Source organism: Mobilicoccus pelagius NBRC 104925 (assembly GCF_000247995.1).
Classification (GTDB): Bacteria; Actinomycetota; Actinomycetes; order Actinomycetales; family Dermatophilaceae; genus Mobilicoccus; species Mobilicoccus pelagius.
Genome location: NZ_BAFE01000091.1, coordinates 79,673 through 99,981, shown reverse-complemented (window position 1 = coordinate 99,981; position 20,309 = coordinate 79,673). Strand labels below are relative to the sequence as shown.

Annotated in this window: 14 protein-coding genes and 1 pseudogene; 2 read left to right on the top strand and 13 right to left on the bottom strand. The window is 72.0% G+C overall.

Features of this window, described 5'->3' with window-relative positions; genetic code table 11:
- Nucleotides 1–187: 187 nt before the first annotated feature.
- Genes MOPEL_RS14130 through ileS form a run of 3 tightly spaced genes read right to left on the bottom strand, consistent with a single transcriptional unit; the run spans nt 188 to nt 5,438 of the window.
- Nucleotides 188–1,579, bottom strand: a complete 1,392-nt coding sequence (locus tag MOPEL_RS14130; protein WP_009483558.1) for a bifunctional folylpolyglutamate synthase/dihydrofolate synthase — start codon at nt 1,577–1,579, stop codon at nt 188–190.
- Nucleotides 1,576–2,091, bottom strand: coding sequence for a GNAT family N-acetyltransferase (locus tag MOPEL_RS14125; RefSeq protein WP_245544797.1), 516 nt, complete (start codon nt 2,089–2,091; stop codon nt 1,576–1,578). Before MOPEL_RS14125 ends, MOPEL_RS14130 begins: the two co-directional genes overlap by 4 nt.
- An 8-nt stretch (nt 2,092–2,099) precedes the next feature.
- Nucleotides 2,100–5,438, bottom strand: coding sequence for an isoleucine--tRNA ligase (gene ileS, locus MOPEL_RS14120; RefSeq protein ID WP_009483556.1), 3,339 nt, complete (start codon nt 5,436–5,438; stop codon nt 2,100–2,102).
- A 308-nt stretch (nt 5,439–5,746) separates the two neighbouring features.
- Here ileS and MOPEL_RS14115 point away from each other — a divergent pair, with 308 nt between their 5' ends.
- Both MOPEL_RS14115 and MOPEL_RS14110 read left to right on the top strand, forming a co-directional pair.
- Nucleotides 5,747–7,099 carry an FAD-binding oxidoreductase gene (locus MOPEL_RS14115; RefSeq protein WP_009483555.1) on the top strand — a complete coding sequence of 451 codons (1,353 nt, stop codon included), beginning with the start codon at nt 5,747–5,749 and terminating at the stop codon, nt 7,097–7,099.
- An 89-nt stretch (nt 7,100–7,188) separates the two neighbouring features.
- The gene (locus tag MOPEL_RS14110; RefSeq protein ID WP_009483554.1) at nt 7,189–8,544 is read left to right on the top strand and encodes a M20/M25/M40 family metallo-hydrolase; all 1,356 of its coding nucleotides are present in this window, start codon (nt 7,189–7,191) and stop codon (nt 8,542–8,544) included.
- A gap of 246 nt (nt 8,545–8,790) precedes the next feature.
- Here the strand turns inward: MOPEL_RS14110 and MOPEL_RS14105 are convergent, their stop codons facing one another.
- The 10 genes and pseudogenes from MOPEL_RS14105 to MOPEL_RS14060 all read right to left on the bottom strand — a co-directional run bounded on the left by MOPEL_RS14105 (nt 8,791) and on the right by MOPEL_RS14060 (nt 20,240).
- Entirely contained in the window at nt 8,791–9,615 is an 825-nt protein-coding gene (locus MOPEL_RS14105) for a DUF72 domain-containing protein (protein WP_009483553.1), read from the bottom strand.
- A 52-nt stretch (nt 9,616–9,667) separates the two neighbouring features.
- Nucleotides 9,668–10,486: a HalD/BesD family halogenase gene (locus MOPEL_RS14100; protein ID WP_009483552.1), complete on the bottom strand. Its 819-nt coding sequence runs from the start codon at nt 10,484–10,486 to the stop codon at nt 9,668–9,670.
- Nucleotides 10,483–11,256 carry a response regulator transcription factor gene (locus MOPEL_RS14095; RefSeq protein ID WP_009483551.1) on the bottom strand — a complete coding sequence of 258 codons (774 nt, stop codon included), beginning with the start codon at nt 11,254–11,256 and terminating at the stop codon, nt 10,483–10,485. Before MOPEL_RS14095 ends, MOPEL_RS14100 begins: the two co-directional genes overlap by 4 nt.
- The gene (locus tag MOPEL_RS14090) at nt 11,253–13,766 is read right to left on the bottom strand and encodes an ATP-binding protein (protein ID WP_040634873.1); all 2,514 of its coding nucleotides are present in this window, start codon (nt 13,764–13,766) and stop codon (nt 11,253–11,255) included. The genes MOPEL_RS14095 and MOPEL_RS14090 overlap by 4 nt, the downstream gene beginning before the upstream one ends.
- Before the next feature lie 119 nt (nt 13,767–13,885).
- Nucleotides 13,886–14,467 carry a potassium-transporting ATPase subunit KdpC gene (gene kdpC, locus MOPEL_RS14085; protein ID WP_009483549.1) on the bottom strand — a complete coding sequence of 194 codons (582 nt, stop codon included), beginning with the start codon at nt 14,465–14,467 and terminating at the stop codon, nt 13,886–13,888.
- Nucleotide 14,468: 1 nt separating this feature from the next.
- Nucleotides 14,469–16,590: pseudogene (kdpB, locus tag MOPEL_RS17855) on the bottom strand (potassium-transporting ATPase subunit KdpB).
- Between the two features lie 110 nt (nt 16,591–16,700).
- Complete coding sequence (gene kdpA, locus MOPEL_RS14075) at nt 16,701–18,347, bottom strand: potassium-transporting ATPase subunit KdpA (RefSeq protein WP_009483546.1); 1,647 nt, start codon at nt 18,345–18,347, stop codon at nt 16,701–16,703.
- Nucleotides 18,347–18,418: a K(+)-transporting ATPase subunit F gene (gene kdpF / locus MOPEL_RS19035; RefSeq protein WP_373279741.1), complete on the bottom strand. Its 72-nt coding sequence runs from the start codon at nt 18,416–18,418 to the stop codon at nt 18,347–18,349. The genes kdpA and kdpF overlap by 1 nt, the downstream gene beginning before the upstream one ends.
- Nucleotides 18,419–18,560: 142 nt before the next feature.
- On the bottom strand, nt 18,561–19,664 hold the full coding sequence (locus MOPEL_RS14065; RefSeq protein ID WP_009483545.1) for a glycosyltransferase family 2 protein: 1,104 nt from the start codon (nt 19,662–19,664) through the stop codon (nt 18,561–18,563).
- Between the two features lie 87 nt (nt 19,665–19,751).
- Nucleotides 19,752–20,240, bottom strand: coding sequence for a PaaI family thioesterase (locus MOPEL_RS14060; RefSeq protein WP_009483544.1), 489 nt, complete (start codon nt 20,238–20,240; stop codon nt 19,752–19,754).
- Nucleotides 20,241–20,309: the final 69 nt, after the last annotated feature.

Sequence of the window (20,309 nt, the reverse complement as noted above, 5' to 3'; positions counted from 1 at the left end):
AAGGAGCTTGTCTCCCGAACAGCGCCGAATCGTCGAGGAGGAGCTGGACGCCCAATTTGATGCAGCTGAGCATGCCGCCGTCGGTGAGTTCGTTTCGCCGCTCCTTCGCACGGCCACGCTTCGCCTCGGACGGTGAGGGAACCGGCACCGCAAGAGTGTCGGCTCCCTCACCGTTCGGTGTGGCGGCTCAGACGTCGATGACGCCCAGGAGCATGCGCACCTCACCGGCGGTGATGACCGAGCCGGTGGCGACGACTCCCCCGGCCACGCCGCCGCTGTCGCCGGAGTCGGCGAGGCCGGCGGCGACGTCGAGGGCATCGGGAAGGTCGCGGACGACGGTGACGCGGTCCTCGCCGAACACCTCGCGGGCGAGCTCCCCGAGGCGGGCCGGGGGCATGCAGCGCGGGGAGGTGTTGCGGGTGACGACGACCTCGTCGAAGACCGACTCCAGCTCCTCGAGGATGCCGTCGACGTCCTTGTCGGCCATGCACGCCATGACGCCGACGACCCGCCCGAACGTGAACGAGTCCCGAAGCGCCGCAGCGAGACTGCGTGCTCCGGCCGGGTTGTGCGCCGAGTCGACGAGGACGGTCGGCGAGCGCCGCACGATCTCCAGGCGCCCGGGCGAGGACACCCGGGCGAACGCCGCCCGCACGAGTTCGGGGTCGAGGGCCTCCGTGCCGCCGCCGAGGAACTCCTCCATCGCCGCGAGCGCGAGGAGCGCGTTGTGCGCCTGGTGCTCGCCGTGGAGCGGGATGAGCACGTCGGGGTACTCCCGCGTGATGCCCTGCAGGGTGACGAGCTGACCACCGACCGCGAGTTCCCGTGAGACGACCTCGATCTCGCGGCCCTCGTAGGCCGCGGTGAGGTCGAGCTCCTCGACGCGCGCGTCGATGACCTCGGCCGCGTCGGGCTCCTGCGCCGACACGACCGCGAGGCAGCCCGGCTTGAGGATGCCCGCCTTGTTATCGGCGATCGAGGCGAGGTCGTCGCCGAGGTAGGCCTGGTGGTCGTAGGAGATCGGCGTGATGACGCAGACGGTGCCGTCGGCGGCGTTCGTCGCGTCCCACGTGCCACCGAGGCCGACCTCGACGATCATCACGTCGACGGGCGCATCGGCGAACGCCGCGAACGCCATGACGACGAGCACCTCGAAGAACGACAGCCGCGGCCCACCGGCGGCCTGCGACGAGGCGTCGACCATCTCCACGTACGGGAGCACGTCGTCGTACGTCTCGACGAACCGTCGCGCGTCGATCGGCCTGCCGGAGAGGACGATCCGTTCGGTGATGTCGTGCAGGTGCGGGGAGGTGAACCGGCCGGTCGACAGGCCCGCCTCCATCGCGAGGGCCTCGACCATGCGGGCCGTCGTCGTCTTGCCGTTGGTGCCGGCGATGTGGACGATCGGCGCGGTCGTCTGCGGCGAGCCGAGGAGGTCGAGGACCTCCCGCACCCGGTCGAGGGTGGGGTCGATGTCGTTCTCCGGGGCGCGATCGAGGATCGCCTCTTCCACCTCGCGCATCCGGCGTCGCAGGTCGAGGTTCTCGGCGGCCTCGCGGCGCGCGTCGTGGTCGGTCATCGCATGTCCTTCCGTTCGAGGTCCCGCCGCATCCACACGAGGTCGGGCAGTCCGTTCTGCTCCTCGCGGGAGTCGTGGACGAACCCGTGGGCGAGGGCGAACGCCTCCGCGTGGTCGTTCCCGGCGGTGAAGGAGAGGTAGACGGCATCGTGGCCGAGGGCGCGTTCCTCCACCGCGGCGAGCAGCCGCCCGCCGATGCCGTGCCCCTGGGCGTCGGGGTGGACGTAGATCTTCCACACGATGAACCGGCCGTCGCTCGCCCCGTAGGAGAGCATCCCGACGATCTCACCGTCGCGGTCGGCGACGAGCGTGCGCCCGGCCCGGATGGACGGCACGTTGGCCGCGGGTGTCCACCACTTGTCGATGAACAGTTCGACGAGCTCCGGCGGGTAGAGCGACTGGTACGTGCGGTGCCAGGCGGCGCGGCCGACGGCGACGACCCCTTCGAGGTCGTTGCCGTCGGCGGGCCGTACGACGACCGGGCCGACGTCGTCGTGAAGGGGGGCGTCCACCTCGGGGGTCATCGCTTCGCCAGCACGATGCGGACGGGTAGGCCGTCGCCGACCGTCGTCTCGACGCCCTGGCCGGGCAGGAGCGTGAGGTCGGCGGCGGAGCCGAACTGGGTGGCGAGCGTCTCGCCGACGATGAGGCCCTGGTGCGCGACGGTGGCCTCCCACACGGCCTGGTCACCGAGCACGGTGAGGCTGATGCGGTCGGACACCTCGAGGCCCGCGTCGCGGCGGGCCTGCTGCACGGCGCGGACGACGTCGCGGGCGAGGCCCTCGCTCGCGAGCTCCGGCGTCACCTCGGTGTCGAGGACGACGAACCCGCCACCGGGGAGTACGGCGGTCGTGTGCGTCTCGGCGCGGCCGGAGTCGGCGACGACGGTCTCGAGGGAGTACTCGCTCTCCTCGAGCGGCACCCCGCCGGAGACGACGGCGCCGGACTCGTCGACCGACCAGTCGCCGCTCTTGCTGCCCTTGATCGCCTGCTGCACCTGCTTGCCGAGGCGCGGCCCGGCGGCGCGGGCGTTGACGGTGAGGCGCTGCTCGACGCCGAAGTCCGCGGAGTCGGCTCCGGTGAGGTCGACGACGTCGACGCGCTTGACGTTGAGTTCGTCGGCGACGATCGACGTGAACCCGGAGAGTGCGTCGGCGCCGTCGGTGACGACGACGAGCTCCGACAGCGGCAGGCGCGTGCGCAGCCCGGCGGCCTTGCGGAGGCTGGACCCGACGGAGCAGACCTCGCGCGCCCGGTCCATCGCCGCGACGAGCTCGGGGTCGGCCGGCAGGTCGGAGGCGTCGGGCCAGTCGGTGAGGTGCACCGAGCGGCCGCCGGTGAGGCCACGCCAGATCTCCTCGGTGACCAGCGGCATGAGCGGCGCCGCCAGACGGCAGAGGACCTCAAGGGTCGTGTAGAGCGTGTCGAACGCCTGCGAGGCCGCCTCGGCGGAGTCGCCCGCGGTGTCCCAGAACCGGTCGCGGCTGCGGCGCACGTACCAGTTCGTGAGGACGTCGACGAAGGAGCGCACGAGGTCGCACGCACGGGCGATGTCGTCACCGTCGAGGGCGACGGTGACGACATCGACGAGGTCGTGGAGCTTGGCGAGGAGGTACCGGTCGAGCACGTCGGTGGAGCGCGTGGACCACTGCGCCGTGTACCCGCGGCCACCGTCGACGGCGTTGGCGTACAGGCTGAAGAAGTACCACGTGTTCCACAGCGGCAGCATCGCCTGACGCACACCCTCGCGGATGCCCTGCTCGGTGACGACGAGGTTGCCGCCGCGCAGGATCGGGCTCGACATGAGGAACCACCGCATGGCGTCGGCGCCGTCGCGGTCGAACACCTCGCTCACGTCGGGGTAGTTGCGCAGCGACTTGCTCATCTTCTGGCCGTCGTTGCCCAGCACGATGCCGTGCGAGAGGCACGTGCGGAACGCGGGCCGGTCGAACAGGGCCGTCGCCATGATGTGCATCGTGTAGAACCAGCCGCGGGTCTGTCCGATGTACTCGACGATGAAGTCGCCCGGGAAGTGGTGCTCGAACCACTCGGCGTTCTCGAACGGGTAGTGCACCTGCGCGAAGCTCATCGAGCCGGACTCGAACCAGCAGTCGAGGACGTCGGTGACGCGCCGCATCGTCGCCGTGCCCGTCGGGTCGTCGGGGTTCGGGCGGGTGAGCGCGTCGACGTAGGGGCGATGTAGGTTGGTGACCTTCGCGCCGAAGTCGCGTTCGAGCTCCTCGAAGCTTCCGTAGACGTCGACGCGCGGGTAGGCCGGGTCGTCGGACTTCCACACCGGGATCGGGCTGCCCCAGAACCGGTTACGGCTGATCGACCAGTCGCGCGTGTTCTCGAGCCACTTGCCGAACTGGCCGTGCTTGATGTGCTCGGGGACCCAGGTGATCTCCTCGTTGAGCTCGAGCATGCGGTCGCGGATCTTGGTCGTCGCGACGAACCAGCTGCTCACGCCCTTGTAGATCAGCGGCTGCCGGCACCGCCAGCAGTGCGGGTAGGAGTGGGTGTAGGACTCGCGACGCAGCATCACGGTGCCGTGGGTCGTGGAGCCCACCTCGGCCGCCACGCCGTCCGCGTCGAGTCGTGTGCGGGCCTTGAGGTGGTCGAGCACCGCGCCGTTGGCGTCGAAGACGAGCATCCCGGCGTACTCGTCCACCGGGGCGGTGAACCGGCCGTCGATCCCGACGGGCATGACCGCCTCGATGCCCTCGCGGTCGGTGACCACCTTGTCGTCCTCACCGAACGCGCCGGCGGTGTGCACGAGGCCCGTACCGTCGGTCGTCGTGACGAACTCCGCGGGTACGAGGCGGAACGCGTTCTCGTGGCCCACGTAGTAGCCGAACGGCGGCGTGTACTCGTACCCGACGAGGTCGGAGCCCTTGTACCGCGCGACGATGCGCGACTCCACGTCGCCCTTGGACTCCCCCGTGAGCTCCTTGGCGTACGCCTGCGCGCGCTCTGCACCGAAGAGGTAGCGCTCCGGGCTGCCGGTGGGAACGTCGGACTCGACGACGACGTAGTCGAGGTCGGGGCCGACCATGATCGCGAGGTTGCTCGGCAGGGTCCACGGCGTCGTCGTCCAGATCGTCGCGAGCGTCCCGGTGAGCCCGAGCGGGTCGACGCCGTCGGTCTTCGTGCCCAGGCGCAGGCCCACGGTGACCGCAGGGTCGTTGCGGTCCTGGTAGACGTCGTCGTCCATGCGCAGTTCGTGGTTGGACAGGGGCGTCTCGTCGTTCCAGCAGTACGGCAGCACGCGGAAGCCCTCGTAGGCGAGGCCCTTCTCGTAGAGCTGCTTGAACGCCCAGATGACGCTCTCCATGTACTCCGGCTCGAGCGTCTTGTAGTCGTTGTCGAAGTCGACCCAGCGGGCCTGGCGGGTGACGTAGTCGCGCCATTCGTCGGTGTAGCGCAGCACGGAGTCGCGGCACGCCTCGTTGAACTTGGCGATGCCGAGCTCGCGGATCTCGTCGGTCGTCTTGATGCCGAGCTGCTTCATCGACTCCAGCTCGGCGGGGAGGCCGTGGGTGTCCCACCCGAACCGGCGCTCGACCCGCTTGCCGCGCATCGTCTGGTAACGCGGCACGACGTCCTTGACGTAGCCGGTGAGCAGGTGCCCGTAGTGGGGCAGACCGTTGGCGAAGGGCGGGCCGTCGTAGAAGACGAACTCGTTCGCGCCGTTCTCGCCCGCCTCGCGGTTCTCCACCGAGGCGCGGAACGTGTCGTCCTCGGCCCAGTAGGACAAGACGCGGCGCTCCAGCTCGGGGAAGGACGGGGAGGCGGGAACTCCGAACGCCGCACCCGCGCCCTCGCGCGTGGGGCCGGTGACCGTCTGGGGGTAGCTCATCGCCGGGTGGTACCTCTCGTCGTGGATCGGAAAGCCTGATCTCACGAGGACGAGACCACCGGCGCGGCCGGTCTCCCGCGGTACCACCTCGCTTGCCGCCCGCCCCGGAGGGACGGACGACCGCTCGTCGTCGGCTGTGACGGGCCGTACCCGTCCGGTTCTACTGAGCTGCCCCGGTGCACGCACCGTGGAGACCGTTCTTCCGGAGGCTCGCCGCTGATGACGGCTCGAACGCCTGTGACCCCCATCCTACGGGGCGACGCAAGCCCCCTCGACGTCCGCCGGGGGCGGGTCGCCATAGTGGACGGATGATCGACCTGCCTTCCGCCCTCCCCCGGATCACCGACCCCGACGTCAAGCGCACCTACGGCGTCGACGCGAGCTTCGGCGCGACACCGCCCGAGGACTTCGAGGTCGTCCGCGCCCGCGACACGGCCGATGTCGTCGAGGCGATGACGTACGCGCAGGCGCACCGCATCCCCGTCGTGCCGCAGGGCGCCCGCACCGGTCTCAACGGCGCGGCCGTCGCCTCGGAGGGATGCCTCGTCCTCAACACCGAGCGCCTGAACACCATCGAGACCGTCGACCCCGTCGAGGGACTCGCCGTCGTCGGGCCCGGCGTCGTCACGGAGGAGCTCAAGAAGGCCGTGCGCGTCGAGGGCATGTCCTACCCGCCCGACCCCGCCTCCGCGGCGTCGTCGACGATCGGCGGCAACGTCGCGACGAACGCCGGTGGCCTGTGCTGCATCAAGTACGGCGTCACCGCCGACTACATCCGTGGGCTGCAGGTCGTCCTCCCCGGCGGGGAGGTCGTCACGACCGGGCGGCGCACCGCCAAGTCCAGCGCCGGACTCGACCTCACCGGCCTCTTCCTCGCCTCCGAGGGCACCCTCGGCGTCATCACCGAGGTCGTCACGCGCCTCGTGCCCGCCCCGGAGGACCCCCTCACCGCCCTCGCGACGTTCGACTCCCTCACCGCCGCGGCCGAGGCGATCGTCGCCCTGCGCCGCGACCCCCAGCCGCCGAGCCTCCTGGAGTTCCTCGACGACCTCTCCATCGCCGCCGTCCAGGACCTCGCCGACTACGGCTTCCCGCAGGGGTGCGCCGCGGCGCTCCTCGTCCAGTCCGACCGGCCCGGCCACGTCGAGGAGGACACCCGCCGCTACGCCGACATCATGACCACCCACGGCGCCACCGACGTCGCCCTCGCCGACGACGCGCAGGAGGCCGACGCCCTCCTCGCAGGCCGCCGCGCCCTCAACGCCGCCCTCGAGGCGAAGGGACCGAACCTCGTCGAGGACATGTGCGTCCCCATCCGCGCCCTCCCCCGCCTCGTCGAGGAGGGCCGCACCCTCTGCGCGAGGCACGATGTCGAGGTGACGATGTCCGGCCACGGCGGCGACGGCAACCTCCACCCCTCGATCTACTTCGACCCCACCGAGCCCGACAGCCGCGCCCGCGGGTTCGCCGCGTTCGCCGACCTCGCCCAGCTCGCGATCGACCTCGGCGGGACCATCTCCGGCGAGCACGGCATCGGCACGATCAAGGCCCCCTACCTCCGCCGACAGGTCGGCGACGCCGCCCTGGCGCGGATGCGGGCGATCAAGGCCGTGTTCGACCCCCATGGCATCTGCAACCCCGGCACCTCCTACACCGCCTGAGCGCGTCGAGGTTCCGGGGTCACCGGACGCCGGCTCCTCCGGCGCGAGAGGATGGCGCGCACAGACATCGAACGCTACAGGAGGCCGCGATGGACCCGACCCAAGCCCGTGAGTACGCCGAGAAGGCCATGCCGCAGGTGATCGACGACCTGCGCACCCTCGTCGGACACAGCTCGATCGCCTTCCCCGGGTTCCCCGAGGGGCCGATGAAGGCCATCGCCGAGGAACTCCTCGGCATGTTCCGCCGCGCCGGCGTCGAAGGGGTTCGTCTCCTCGACCTCGGCGACGACGCCTACCCGGCGGTCTTCGCGGAGATCCCCGGCCCCGAGGGCTCCCCCGTCGTCACGATGTACGCCCACTACGACGTGCAGCCCGCCGCCGAGAGCCAGGGCTGGTCCACCGACCCGTGGACCCTCACGCAGAAGGAGGACGGCCGCCTCTACGGCCGCGGCGCCGCCGACGACAAGTCCGGCGTCGTCGCCCACATCGCGACCCTCGCCGCGTTCAACGGCAAGCCGCCCGTCACCGTGCGCCTCGTCGTCGAGGGCGAGGAGGAGACCGGCAGCCACATCGAGGCCTACGTCGAGGAGCACGCCGAGGACTTCCGTTCCGACGTGTTCGTCGTCGCGGACTCGGGCAACCAGCGCGTCGGCGCCCCCGCCCTCACGACCGGTCTGCGCGGCGACGTCACCGTCACCGTGAAGATCCGCACGATCGAGTCCGCCGTCCACTCCGGCCTCTTCGGCGGTGCGGCCCCCGACGCCCTCGTCGCGATGATCCAGCTCCTCGGGTCGATGTACGACGAGACCGGAGCCACCGTCATCGAGGGTCTCGACTCCTACGAGTGGCCGGACGGGGAGGACATCGACGAGGCCGGGTTCCGCGAGAGCGCGGGCGTCCTCGACGGTGTCGAGCTCACCGGTTCCGGGCACCTCGCGAGCCGCATGTGGAGCCGTCCCGCCGCCACCGTCATCGGCATCGACGCCCCGCCGGTCGCAGGCGCCTCGAACGTCGTCATCCCCGAGGCGACGGCCCGCGTGAGCGTCCGCATCGTGCCGGGCAGCGACCCCAAGGCACAGCTCGAGGCCATCGAGAAGCACCTGCGTGCGCACGCGCCGCGCGGCGTCCAGATGGAGATCTCCGACCTCAAGCTCTTCGGCGCGTGGAAGGCCCCCGAGGGCGGTCCCGTCACGCAGCTCGCCGAACAGTGCATGAGCGACGCGTTCGGCGCGGAGTGCACGACGCACGGCTCGGGCGGATCCATCCCGCTCGTGCAGACCTTCCTCGACACCTCCCCTGGCTCCGAGGCGATCCTCTGGGGCGCCGAGGACGAGGAGAAGGCCCGCATCCACGGCCCCGACGAGTCCGTCGACCCCAAGGAGATCGAGGACCTCGTCGTCGCCCAGATCCTCCTCCTCTCCCGCCTCGGCGAGAAGAAGGCCTGACGACCCCGCCGGCGACACCCCGCCGGTCCTGCCCGCGCCCCTCGCACCACCCGGTGCGAGGGGCGCGGTGCTGTCCGGACGTCCCGGACCCGGTCGCGCACCGCGTCCCCTCCGTCGTCCAGCGATGCGGGAAGGGTGCCTCCTCGAGAGACGATCGGGGCTCTGACCAGTGCGGATGCGCAGGCGCCCCTCTCTCGACGGTGGCGCTGCTCCGTCGCTGTACGCCGGAGGGCCGGGATGCTGGCCTCAGAGCAGCTCGACGAGGGCCTCGGCGTCCCACGGAGCGTGACAGTGGCCGTCGTTGTCGAAGTAGACGTAGACGTCGCGCCCGGCGTCGCGGTGGGCGCGGAAGCGGTCGGCCCACTGCGGCAGGAGGTCGGTGCCGCGGTAGGGGCTGTCGTAGAGCCCGGCCGGGCCGTGGAGGCGGACGTAGACGAAGTCGCTCGTCACGTCGTCGAGGGCGGCGAAGCGGCCCCCGGTGTCGGCGACGACCGTCGCGACGTCGTGTTCGGCGAGCAGCGCGCGGGCCTCGTCGCACTCGAACGAGCGGTGCCGCGGTTCGAGGGCGTGGCGCAGCGGCAGGTCGACCGTGGGCTCGAGGAGCACGCGGTCGCCGGAGATCTTGTCGTCGTGCTCGGCCGCGAGGGCGGCGAGTTCGCCCGTCGTACGGGGCAGCTCGGCAAAGAACGAGGCGAGGAGGTCGGCGTCGAACTCCTGCCGTTCGGGCAACTGCCAGAGGAACGGCCCGGTGTGTGCACCGAGGGCGAGCACACCCGAGGCGAAGAAATTGGCGAGGGCCCCACGCACGTCGCGGAGGCGCTTCATGTGCGTGACGTACCGACTGCCCTTGACGGCGAAGACGAAGTCCTCCCGCTGCTCGCCCGCCTCCCGCGCCCACGTGGCGTAGGAGGTCGGACGTTGCAGCGAGTAGAACGAGCCGTTGAGCTCGACGGTGTCGAAGTGCTCGGCGTTGTAGGCGAGTTCGGCCCGCTGAGGCAGACCCTTGGGGTAGAAGTCGCCCCGCCAGTAGGGGTACGTCCAGCCCGAGGTCCCGACCCTGATGCGCGCCATTCTCCGAACGGTAGCGAGCCCGAGGGAGGACTCGCACGCCGGAGGTCGTGCGTCAGCGCGGGGAGGTGCGACCGTAGAAGATCTCGGAGGTGAGGTCGGACAGGCGCATGTCGGGCCGCTCGCCGTAGGTGAGGACGGAGTTGATGCGCGGCCGGTTCCCCTCGATCGGGGTGACGCGGTGGAGGGCGTGCTCGCCGCGGAAGAAGGCGAGCGTCCCCGGCGCGGACGGCAGGACCTTCAGCCCGCTCTCGTCGCCGGCGAGGACCGCGGCGACGCCGTCCTCGTTCTCGTCGTCCTCGCTGCGGAGCCCCGGGGCGTAGACGAACTGCCCGCCGGACTCGGCCTCCTGGTACATCACCGTCATCGAGAACTCGCTGTTGTCGAAGTGCCAGCCGAGCTCCTCACCGGGGTGGAACGCGGTGACCTGGAACACGTCGAGGGGGTCGGCGCTGCGGTACAGACGGTCCTTGCGCAGGACGGCCGCGATGAACGCCGTGAGGTCGTCGGACTCGTACAGCCGCCGCAGCGGTGCGTCGGTGGGGATGCGGTCGTAGGCGAGGCCGTGCTTGGCGGAGCGCACCTGCGCCCGCCGCGGGTGCATCTCGGGACGCGACTCGTCGGGGGCGGTGAAGTAGACGGTGTGGGTGCGGTCGCTGGCCCAGGCATGGTCGGCGAGCTCCCCTGCGAGGTCGACCATGCGGGCGACGGCCTCGGGCCGCACGAACCCGTGGAGGTTGCACACCCCGGTCGACTCGAGTTCGGCCCGGCACTCCTCCACGAGACGGCGTCCGGCGTCGGAGTCGAGGTCGTGGATCGGGTAGCGGTCGAGGTCGACGATGTCGGCGTACGGCGCGGTCGTCGTGTCGGTCACGGCGGTCCCCTTTCGTGGCGTCCGCCATTCTCATCACGTCCGCGGGGGTCGCGGGGGCCGGAGGCGCCGACCGATTCCGGTGCCGCCCAGACGTGCAGGCGGTAACCCAGGCCGGGTTCGGTGATCAGGTAGCGGGGTTCGCTCGGCACGGGTTCGAGCTTGCGGCGCAGCTGGTTGGCGTAGACGCGCAGGTAGTTGGACTCGCGGCCGTAGGCAGGGCCCCACACCTCGTGGAGCAGTTCGGTGTGGGGGACGAGGCTGCCGCGGCGCCTGGCGAGCGCGGCGACGAGTCGCCATTCGGTGGGGGTGAGGTGGACGCGGGTGCCGTCGGCCAGGGTGGCACGCCGCTCGCGCAGGTCGAGGATGAAGTCGGGGGTCTCGACCGGGGGCAGCGCCTCGGTCTGCTCGGTGCCGCCACGGCGCAGCGCGGCCCGCAGGCGGGCCATGAACTCGTCCATGCCGAACGGCTTGGTGACGTAGTCGTCGGCGCCCAGGTCGAGCGCCTCGACCTTGTCGTCGGAGTCGTGCCGGGCCGAGAGGACGACGACGGGCACCGCGCTGCGCTCCCGCAGCCGCCGCAGCACCTCGACGCCGTCGACGTCGGGGAGACCCAGGTCGAGCACGACGAGGTCGGGCAGCTCCTCGGCGCAGGAGTCGAGCGCCGACCGGCCGTCGGCGGCGAGTTCCACGTCGTATCCCCGCGAGGCGAGGTTGATGCGCAGCGTGCGGGCGATGGCCGGCTCGTCGTCGACGACGAGGATGCGGGTCATGCCCCCGAGGGTGACACAGTCCCCGGCTCGTGGGCGGGCAGGTCGACGACCATCGTGAGTCCCCCGCCGGGGGTGTCGTCGGCGGTGACGGTGGCGTCCATCGTCTCGGCGAGGCCGCGGGCGACCGCGAGGCCGAGGCCCACCCCGTCGCCGCCGGGCGCGTCGCCGCGGCGCTGGAACGGCTGGAAGATCCGCTCCAGCTCCTCTGTGGGCACGCCGGGCCCGGAGTCGACGACCCGCAGGTGGGTGCGCTCCCCCAGCGTCGACACGTCGACGAACACGGGGCCGGGCGCGTGCCGCAGCGCGTTCTCGACGAGGTTGGCGAGGCAGCGTTCGAGCAGGCCCGGGTCGGCCCAGCCGGGGCACGGACCGTCGGAGCGTACCTGCACGCGGTCGGGGTCGCTCGTGCCCGCGACGACGGCCCGGGCCTCCCCCGCGGCGTCGATCGCGCGGCAGCGGGGCCGCACGACGCCGGTCTGCAGGCGGGACGCGTCGAGCAGGTTGCCGACGAGCGCGTCGAGCCGGTCGGCGGACTCCTCGATCGAGGCGAGCAGCTCGGCCTCGTCCTCGGGCGAGAACTCGACGTCGGCGGCGCGCAGGCTGCTCACGGCGGCCTTGACGGCGGCGAGCGGGGTGCGCAGGTCGTGCGAGACGGCCGAGAGCAGGGCGGTGCGGGCGCGGTTGTCGCTCGCGAGGGAGGACGCGGTCGCGGCCTCGGCCTGCAGGCGGCGGCGCGTGAGCACGGCGGCGGCGTGCGAGGCGTACGCCGAGACGAGCGGCTGGTCCTCCCCGCGAAGCACGTGCCCGACGAGGACGAGGGACGTGTCGTCGTCGATCTCCTCGACCACGGCGGCGTCGCGCTCGTCGGGGTCGAAGGCGTCGGTGGCGGCGAGCACCTCGAGCCGGTGCGTCTCGGGGTCGCGCCGCACGATGCCGGCGGCGCGCATGTCGAACAGGTCGAGGCACTCGGTGACGAGGAACCCCAGCGGGTCGGGCGAGGCGAGCATCGCGTGCGACACCTGCGTGAGCGACGTGGACTCGCGCTCGGCGGCGAGCGCCTGCGCGGTGCGGCGCGCGCTCACGTGGACGACGGACGAGACGGCCGCCGCGACGAGGACGAACACGACGAGCGCGACGACGTTCTGCCCCGACGCGATGGTGAACGTGTGCAGGGGCGGCGCGAAGAACCAGTTGAGTGCCAGGGACCCGACGACGGCCGTGACGATGGCGGGCCACAGGCCGCCGACGAGCGCGGTCGCGACGGTGAGCCCCAGGTAGAGCAGCACGTCGAGGGGCAGGTCGTGGCGTCCGCGCAGCGGGAGCAACAGCCCCGTGAGGGCGGCGACGCCGAGCAGCCCGACGGCGAACCCGGCGGCGCGGCGACGCCCCGACAGCGCGGCCCGGCTGCGCACGGTGGGGCGGCGCAGCGACCGGGCCAGGTCGTGGTTGACCATGTGGACGTCGATGTCGCCGGATCCCGCAACGACGGCCTCCCCCACGCCCGGGTCGAACAGGTGCGCGAGTCGCGTGCGACGGGACGAGCCGAGGACGATCTGGCTCGCGTTGACGCTGCGCGCGAAGTCGAGGATCGCGGCGGCCACGTCGTCGCCGGAGACGGTGTGGAACGTGCCGCCCAGGTCGCTCGTGAGGGCGCGCTGCGCCGCGATCGTGGCGAAGTCGGGCCCGGTGAGGCCGTCGTCGCTCGTCACGTACACGGCGTGCAGCTCACCGCCCGCGCCGCGGGAGGCGATGCGGGCCGCGCGGCGCAGCACCTGCTCCCCCTCCGGCCCGCCGGTGAGGCCGACGACGATGCGCTCACGGGTCGGCCACGTCGCCCGGATGCCCTGGTCGGCGCGGTAGCGCTCGAGGGCCTCGTCGACCCGGTCGGCGAGCCACAGCAGCGCCAGCTCGCGCAGGGCGGCGAGGTTGCCGGGGCGGAAGTAGCTCGCGAGCGCCGCGTCGACCTTCTCGGCCTTGTAGACGTTGCCGTGCGCCATGCGGCGGCGCAGCGCCTCGGGCGTCATGTCGACGAGCTCGATCTGCTCGGCGCGCCGCACGACGTGGTCGGGCACGGTCTCGCGCTGCCGCACCCCGGTGATCGCGGCGACCGCGTCGTTGAGGGACTCGAGGTGCTGGATGTTGACGGTCGAGATGACGTCGATGCCCGCGTCGAGCAGCACGTCGATGTCCTCGTAGCGGCGGCGGCGCTCGCTGCCGGGCACGTTGGTGTGGGCGAGCTCGTCGACGAGGACGAGCTGGGGGCGGCGGGCGAGGATCGCGTCGACGTCCATCTCGGTGAACGTCGAGTCGCGGTAGGTCATCTCGCGGCGCGGGATCACCTCGAGGCCCGCGAGTTCGGCCGTGGTGTAGGCACGCCCGTGGGTCTCGACGTAGCCGACGACGACGTCGGTGCCCCGCTCGGCGCGGCGGCGACCCTCGCCGAGCATCTTGACCGTCTTGCCGACGCCGGGGGCGGCGCCCAGGTAGATGCGCAGCGTGCCCCGTCTCATGGCGCGATTGTCGCGCGGCACCATGCCGGCGGGGGTCGATTCGGCGGGCGCCGCGCCGGCCGCGCGGGGCGTGGTGCCCTGCGCGGCCGGTGCGTCGTCGTGTCGCGTCATCGCCGGGGTCAGCCGCGGGCCGAGCCGGCGAGGTCGGCGTTGAGCTCGGTGACGTTGACGCGCGGCTGCCCGAGGAACCCGAGGGTGCGGCCCTGGGTGTGGCGGGCGACGACGGCGGCGACGTCCGCCTCGCTCATCCCGCGCGCCTTCGCGACGCGCGGGGTCTGCCACGCGGCGTACTCGGGGCTGATGTGCGGATCGAGCCCGGAGCTGCTCGCCGACAGGGCGTCGGCGGGGATCGGGCCGCGCGCGTCGGGGTTGGCCTTCGTCAGCGCGTCGCGGCGTTCCTGCACGGTCTTCAGGTGGTCGGCCGAGACGGGGCTGAGGTTGCCGGATCCGGAGGTGTCGCCGGCGTACTCGGAGTCCGAGGGGCGGGCGGCGAACCACTGCGGGCCCTCGGCCTTCTGACCGAGCAGCGACGATCCGACGACGGTGCCGTCCGCCGTGCGCACGAGCGACCCGTTCGCCTGGCGGGGCGCGACGACCTGCGCCACGCCCGTGAACGCGAACGGCCACGCGAGGCCGAGCAGCACCGAGAGCACGAGGAACGCGCGGGTGGCGGCGAGGAACTGGCGGGAGAACGTACGCATGTCAGGCCAATCCGGGAAGGGGGGAGACGATCATGTCGATGAGCTTGATGCCGACGAACGGGGCGACGACGCCGCCCAGGCCGTAGACGAGCAGGTTGCGGCGCAGCATCGCGGCGGCCGACAGGGGCCGGTAGGCGACGCCCCGCAGCGACAGCGGGATGAGCGCGACGATGATGAGCGCGTTGAAGACGACGGCCGAGAGCATCGCGGACTCCGGGCTGTGCAGGCGCATGACGTTGAGGACGCCCAGGCCCGGGAACACGGTGACGAACATCGCCGGGATGATCGCGAAGTACTTGGCGACGTCGTTGGCGATGGAGAACGTCGTGAGCGCGCCGCGGGTGATGAGCAGCTGCTTGCCGATGCCGACGATCTCGATGAGCTTGGTCGGGTCGGAGTCGAGGTCGACCATGTTGCCGGCCTCCTTGGCGGCCGACGTGCCGGTGTTCATCGCGACGCCGACGTCGGCCTGGGCCAGGGCGGGCGCGTCGTTGGTGCCGTCGCCGGTCATCGCGACGAGGCGGCCGCCGGACTGTTCCTTCTTGATGAGCGCCATCTTGTCCTCGGGTGTGGCCTCGGCGAGGAAGTCGTCGACGCCGGCCTCGGCCGCGATGGCCTGGGCGGTGAGGCGGTTGTCGCCGGTGATCATCACGGTCTTGATGCCCATGCGGCGCAGCTCGTCGAACCGCTCCTTCATGCCGGGCTTGACGACGTCCTTGAGGTGGACGACGCCGACGACGTGGCGAGTACCGCCCGCGTCCTGCCGGGCGACGACGAGCGGGGTGCCACCGGAGGCGGCGATGTCGTCGACGAGGCGAGTCATGTCGTCGGGCACCTGCCCGCCCCCGGCGCGCACCCACGCGCCCACGGCGGAGCCCGCGCCCTTGCGGACGCCGCTGCCGTCGGCGAGGTCGATGCCCGACATGCGGGTCTGGGCGGTGAACTCGACGAACGTGGCACCGGCCGCGACCGCGTTCGCGCGGGCGGCGGCGATGCCCTCCTCCACCTGGGCGCCCTCGACGGGGGTCGTGCCGCCCGCCCGCAGCCCGGCGACGAGCTCGACGATCGAGCGCCCCTCGGGGGGTCTCGTCGGCGAGGGAGGAGTCGTAGGCGGCGTCGGCGGCCTCCATCTGCGTGTGGCCGGCGACGGGCAGGATCTCGGTGGCGCGGCGGTTGCCGAACGTGATCGTGCCGGTCTTGTCGAGCAGCAGGGTGCTCACGTCGCCGGCGGCCTCGACGGCGCGACCCGACTTGGCGAGGACGTTGCGCTGCACGAGACGGTCCATGCCGGCGATGCCGATGGCCGACAGGAGCGCGCCGATGGTCGTCGGGATGAGGCAGACGAGCAGGGCGACGAGCGTGACGACCGACAGGTGCACGCCGGAGTAGGCGGCCATGGGCGCGAGCGCGACGACGGCGAGCAGGAAGATGATCGTCAGGGTGACGAGCAGGATGCCGAGCGCGATCTCGTTGGGCGTCTTCTGCCGCTCGGCGCCCTCGACCAGGGCGATCATCCGGTCGATGAAGCTCTCGCCCGGCTTCGTCGTGATCCTGACGACGATGCGGTCCGAGAGGACGGTCGTGCCGCCGGTGACGGCGCACCGGTCACCGCCGGATTCGCGGATGACGGGCGCGGACTCGCCGGTGATGGCCGACTCGTCCACGGTCGCGACGCCCTCGACGACGTCGCCGTCGCCGGGGATGACCGCGTGCGGCCCGTTCGCCTCGACGACGACGAGGTCGCCGATGGTCAGCTGCGCGCCGGGGACCTCCTCGGTCGTGCCGTCGGAGCGCAGCCGCAGCGCGGTCGTCTCCTTCTTCGTCGCGCGCAGCGTCGCGGCCTGGGCCTTGCCGCGGCCCTCGGCGACGGCCTCGGCGACGTTGGCGAACAGCAGCGTGAGCCACAGCCAGATCGTCACCGAGACCGAGAACACGCCCGGGTGCAGCACGGTGAGCACGGTGGTGAGCACCGAGCCGATCCACACGACGAACAGCACGGGACTGGTGATCGCGTGGCGGGGGTCGAGCTTGGCGAACGCCTGCGGCAGGCTCGCGAGCGCCAGTGCGCCGAGCGACGGCTGGGCCGGCCCGGTGCGGCGCTCGCCGCGGTGCTTGTCGTGCACCGGGGACTGCTGCTCCTCGGGCACGGGGTGGGGCTGCGCGCCGGTGTGGGTGACGGTCTCGTCGACCGGGGTCGTGCTCACGGGATCTCCTGCGGTGACTCGGGAGGCGCTCACAGGGTCGCCTCCGCGATCGGGCCCAGGGCGAGGGCGGGGAAGAACGTCAGGCCGGCGATGATGACGGCGATGCCGACGAGCAGGCCGGCGAACATCGGCGTGTGCGTGGGCATGGTGCCCGCGGTGACGGCGCGGCGCGGCTGGGCGGCGAGCGACCCGGCGAGCGCGAGCGCGAACGTGATGGGCAGCAGGCGGCCGGCGAACATCGCGAACGCGATCGTCAGGTTGTACCAGGGCGTGTCGGCCGCGAGGCCGGCGAAGGCGGAGCCGTTGTTGTTCGCGCCGGAGGTGTAGGCGTACATGATCTCCGAGAGGCCGTGGGGGCCGGAGTTGTTGAGCGACTCCAGCGCGGTGGGCAGAACGACGGAGACGCCGGTGCCGGCGAGGACGAGCGCGGGCATGACGAGGATGAACAGGGCGGCGCACGTGATCTCGCGGCGGCCGATCTGCTTGCCGAGCAGCTCGGGGGTGCGGCCGACCATGAGGCCCGCGATGAACACCGTGATGACGACGATCACCAGGGCGCTGTAGAGGCCGGTGCCGACACCGCCGGGGCTGATCTCGCCGAGCAGCATGTTGAGCATGTACATGCCGCCGCCGAGGGGCGAGTAGCTGTCGTGCATCGAGTTGACCGCGCCGGTGGACGTGCCGGTGGTGGCGGTGCCGAAGATGACGGAGCCGGGGATGCCGAACCGCAGTTCCTTGCCCTCGAGGGCGCCCTGGGCGGTGCCGGCGAGCGCGAGCTCGGACGTGAGGGTGACGGCCCAACCGACGGTGAAGAGCACGCCCATGAGCGCGAGCACGGCCCAGCCCTGCTTGCGATCGCCGACGAGGATGCCGTACATGCGCGGCAGCGCGAACGGGATGAGCAGGACGAGCAGGATCTCGATGACGTTGGTCACCGCGTTGGGGTTCTCGAACGGGTGGGCTGAGTTCGCGTTGAAGAACCCGCCGCCGTTCGTGCCGAGCAGCTTGATGACCTCCTGGCTCGCGACCGGGCCGCCCTGCAGGACCTGCTGCCCGCCGCCCACCGTGGCGATGGTCTGCGGCTGCGCGAGGTTCTGGATGACGCCACCGAACAGCAGGAGCAGCGCGCCGACGAACGCGATGGGCAGGAGCACCCGCAGGCTGCCGCGCACCAGGTCGACCCAGAAGTTGCCGATGCGGTCGGTGTCGTGGCGGGCGATGCCGCGCACGAGCGCGACGGCGACGGCGAGGCCGACGGCGGCCGACACGAAGTTCTGCACGGTGAGGCCGAGCATCTGCACGAGGTGGGTGGCGCCCGACTCGCCGCCGTAGCTCTGCCAGTTGGTGTTGGCGACGAACGAGACGGCCGTGTTGAGGGCGCCGTCGACGCCCTGGTGGCGGTCGTTCGCGAACGGCAGGTGGTCCTGGCCCAGGACGAGGGCCCACAGGCCGAGCACGCTCACGACGGAGAACGCGACGATGCCCATGGCGTAGCTGCTCCACCGCTGCTCGGAGTCGGGGTTCACGCCGACGAGGCGGTAGATCCCCTTCTCGACCCGCAGGTGGCGGTCGGTGGTGAACACGTGCGCGAGGTAGGCGCCCAGCGGTGCGTGGCTGAGCGCGAGGATCGCGGCGACCAGTCCGTAGGTCGCGACGGCGGAGGCGAGGTCGCTCATCAGAACGCCTCCGGCCGGACGAGGGCGTACACGAGATAGACGACGAGGGCGAGGGCGATGACGCCGGCCACGAGTTGCTCGATCACTCCGCCAGTGAAGAGCGCCCTGAGCCCCTGACCCGCGCCGTTGACGACGGGTTGATGCGTCTTGACGCGTTCTTGACGCCGCCAGTCGGGCGGGCGGGAGCCGTCGAGGCCCCCGGCGGGCGGTCCGTCAGCGGCGCACGAGTGCGAGGAGCCTGCGCACCCACCGCGGGCGGGCGGCGCCGGAGCGGCGCAGGAGGACGAGCGATGCCCGGGCCTCCCGGGAGGGCACGAGGAGGCTGCTCATCCACACGCCCTGGACGACGCGCTGCCATCGCGGCAGGTTCGCCGCCGAGAGGCGTGCGAGGTAGCGGGCGAGGCCGATCGGGTCCGGCGCGGTGCGGGTGAGGCCGCGGTGGATGAGTCGTCGTTCGAGGAGGAACAGCGGCTCCCCCGGCGCGTACGGCGGGGCGTCCTGCCCCATGACGCGGGCGGCGACCTCCCAGTTGCGTTCGAAGTCGCGGATCTCCTTGCGGGTCTGCTCCGGCGTCGGGGTGAGCTGGGTGTTGCTCATGCTCGCGCCGTGGACGCGGTAGCCGCCGAGGGGCGTCGGGATCGACACGATCTCCCCGAGGTAGGGCATCACCGCGCAGCCGGCGCCGTCGAGGGGCAGCCGCGGATCCTCGCGGTCGAGACCGAGGGACCGCAGGGTGGCGACGTGGAAGACGTTCCCCGACGTCGGCGGGCACTGGTAGAACCCGACGACCCGGTTGTCCTCCCGCATCGCCGCGACGTCGTACCCGGGCGCGAAGCTCGGGAACACCGACCCGTTCGGAGCACCGTCCTCGTCGATCGCGGCGAGGGCGAACTGCACCTTGACCGGCCGGGAGGCGAGGGCGGGCGTCACCGTCTCGACGAGGTCGGGCAGGGCGGTGTCGTCGGCGTCGAGAAAGTGGACGTACTCGGTGCGCACACGCTCGAGGCCGGCGAGGCACGCGCCGAGGAGTCCGGAGTTGGCCTTCTCGATGATCTCGATCCGGTCCGCGTAGCGGCGGATGACGTCGAGGGACCGGTCGCGCGAACCGTCGTCGACGACGATCACCTGCGCGTAGGGGCGGCTCTGACGCAGGACGCTCTCGATCGCGTCACCGACGAAGTCCTCGTAGTCGAAGCACGGGACGACGACGGCGAGAGAGCCCGGTACCGGCCGGGTGGCGGACGGGTCCGAGGGTGCGGTCGAGGGCGGGGTCGTGGGCTCGGCAGGGGTGAGCGGGGTGGTGGGCAGGGGGGTCACCGTTCCTCCAGGGTCGAGGAACCCTCACCTTACGTGAGGTGTCCGTTTCGTCCCCCGCCGGCCCCGCGCTTCCCCGAGGGGCGGTGCTCAGCCCTGCGAGGCCATCGCCTCCGGCATCCGTACGGCGACGACCCGGCCGCGGGCGACGACGACGCCGTCGGCGGAGAGGGTCTCCTCGACGACGACCTTCTTGCCCTTGACCTCGACGATCGTGCCGCGGGCCTCGAGCGGTGGGCCGAGGGGCGTGGGCGCGACGAAGTCGACGGTGAGGTTCGCGGTGACGTACCGCAGCGGCGGCTCCGTGCCCGGCTCGCGCTCCTCCGCCCGGTACCCGGCGAGCGCCGCCGACCCCGTGCCGTGGCAGTCGAGGAGCGAGGCGACGAGCCCGCCGTAGACGTACCCGGGGATCGCCGTGTGCTCCGGGCGCGGGGTGTAGACCGAGACGGTCTCGTCCCCGTCCCAGCGGGTCTTGAGCTGGAGGCCGTGTTCGTTGAGGCGACCGCAGCCGTAGCAGTGGGCGACGTCGTCGGGGTAGACGTCCTGGACCGCCGGGGAACCGGCCGCGTGTTCGCTCATGCTGCGGAGCGTAGACGGCCCGCACCCCTCTCGGGGCCGTCACGCGCACGGCATGCCGGCGGCCTCTGG

Coding starts and splice junctions, on each gene's coding strand:
- MOPEL_RS14130 (WP_009483558.1), bottom strand. CDS start 1,579: ATGACCGACCACGACGCGCGCCGCGAGGCCGCCGAGAACCTCGACCTG.
- ileS (WP_009483556.1), bottom strand. CDS start 5,438: ATGAGCTACCCCCAGACGGTCACCGGCCCCACGCGCGAGGGCGCGGGT.
- MOPEL_RS14115 (WP_009483555.1), top strand. CDS start 5,747: ATGATCGACCTGCCTTCCGCCCTCCCCCGGATCACCGACCCCGACGTC.
- MOPEL_RS14110 (WP_009483554.1), top strand. CDS start 7,189: ATGGACCCGACCCAAGCCCGTGAGTACGCCGAGAAGGCCATGCCGCAG.
- MOPEL_RS14105 (WP_009483553.1), bottom strand. CDS start 9,615: ATGGCGCGCATCAGGGTCGGGACCTCGGGCTGGACGTACCCCTACTGG.
- MOPEL_RS14095 (WP_009483551.1), bottom strand. CDS start 11,256: ATGACCCGCATCCTCGTCGTCGACGACGAGCCGGCCATCGCCCGCACG.
- MOPEL_RS14090 (WP_040634873.1), bottom strand. CDS start 13,766: ATGAGACGGGGCACGCTGCGCATCTACCTGGGCGCCGCCCCCGGCGTC.
- kdpC (WP_009483549.1), bottom strand. CDS start 14,467: ATGCGTACGTTCTCCCGCCAGTTCCTCGCCGCCACCCGCGCGTTCCTC.
- kdpA (WP_009483546.1), bottom strand. CDS start 18,347: ATGAGCGACCTCGCCTCCGCCGTCGCGACCTACGGACTGGTCGCCGCG.
- MOPEL_RS14060 (WP_009483544.1), bottom strand. CDS start 20,240: ATGAGCGAACACGCGGCCGGTTCCCCGGCGGTCCAGGACGTCTACCCC.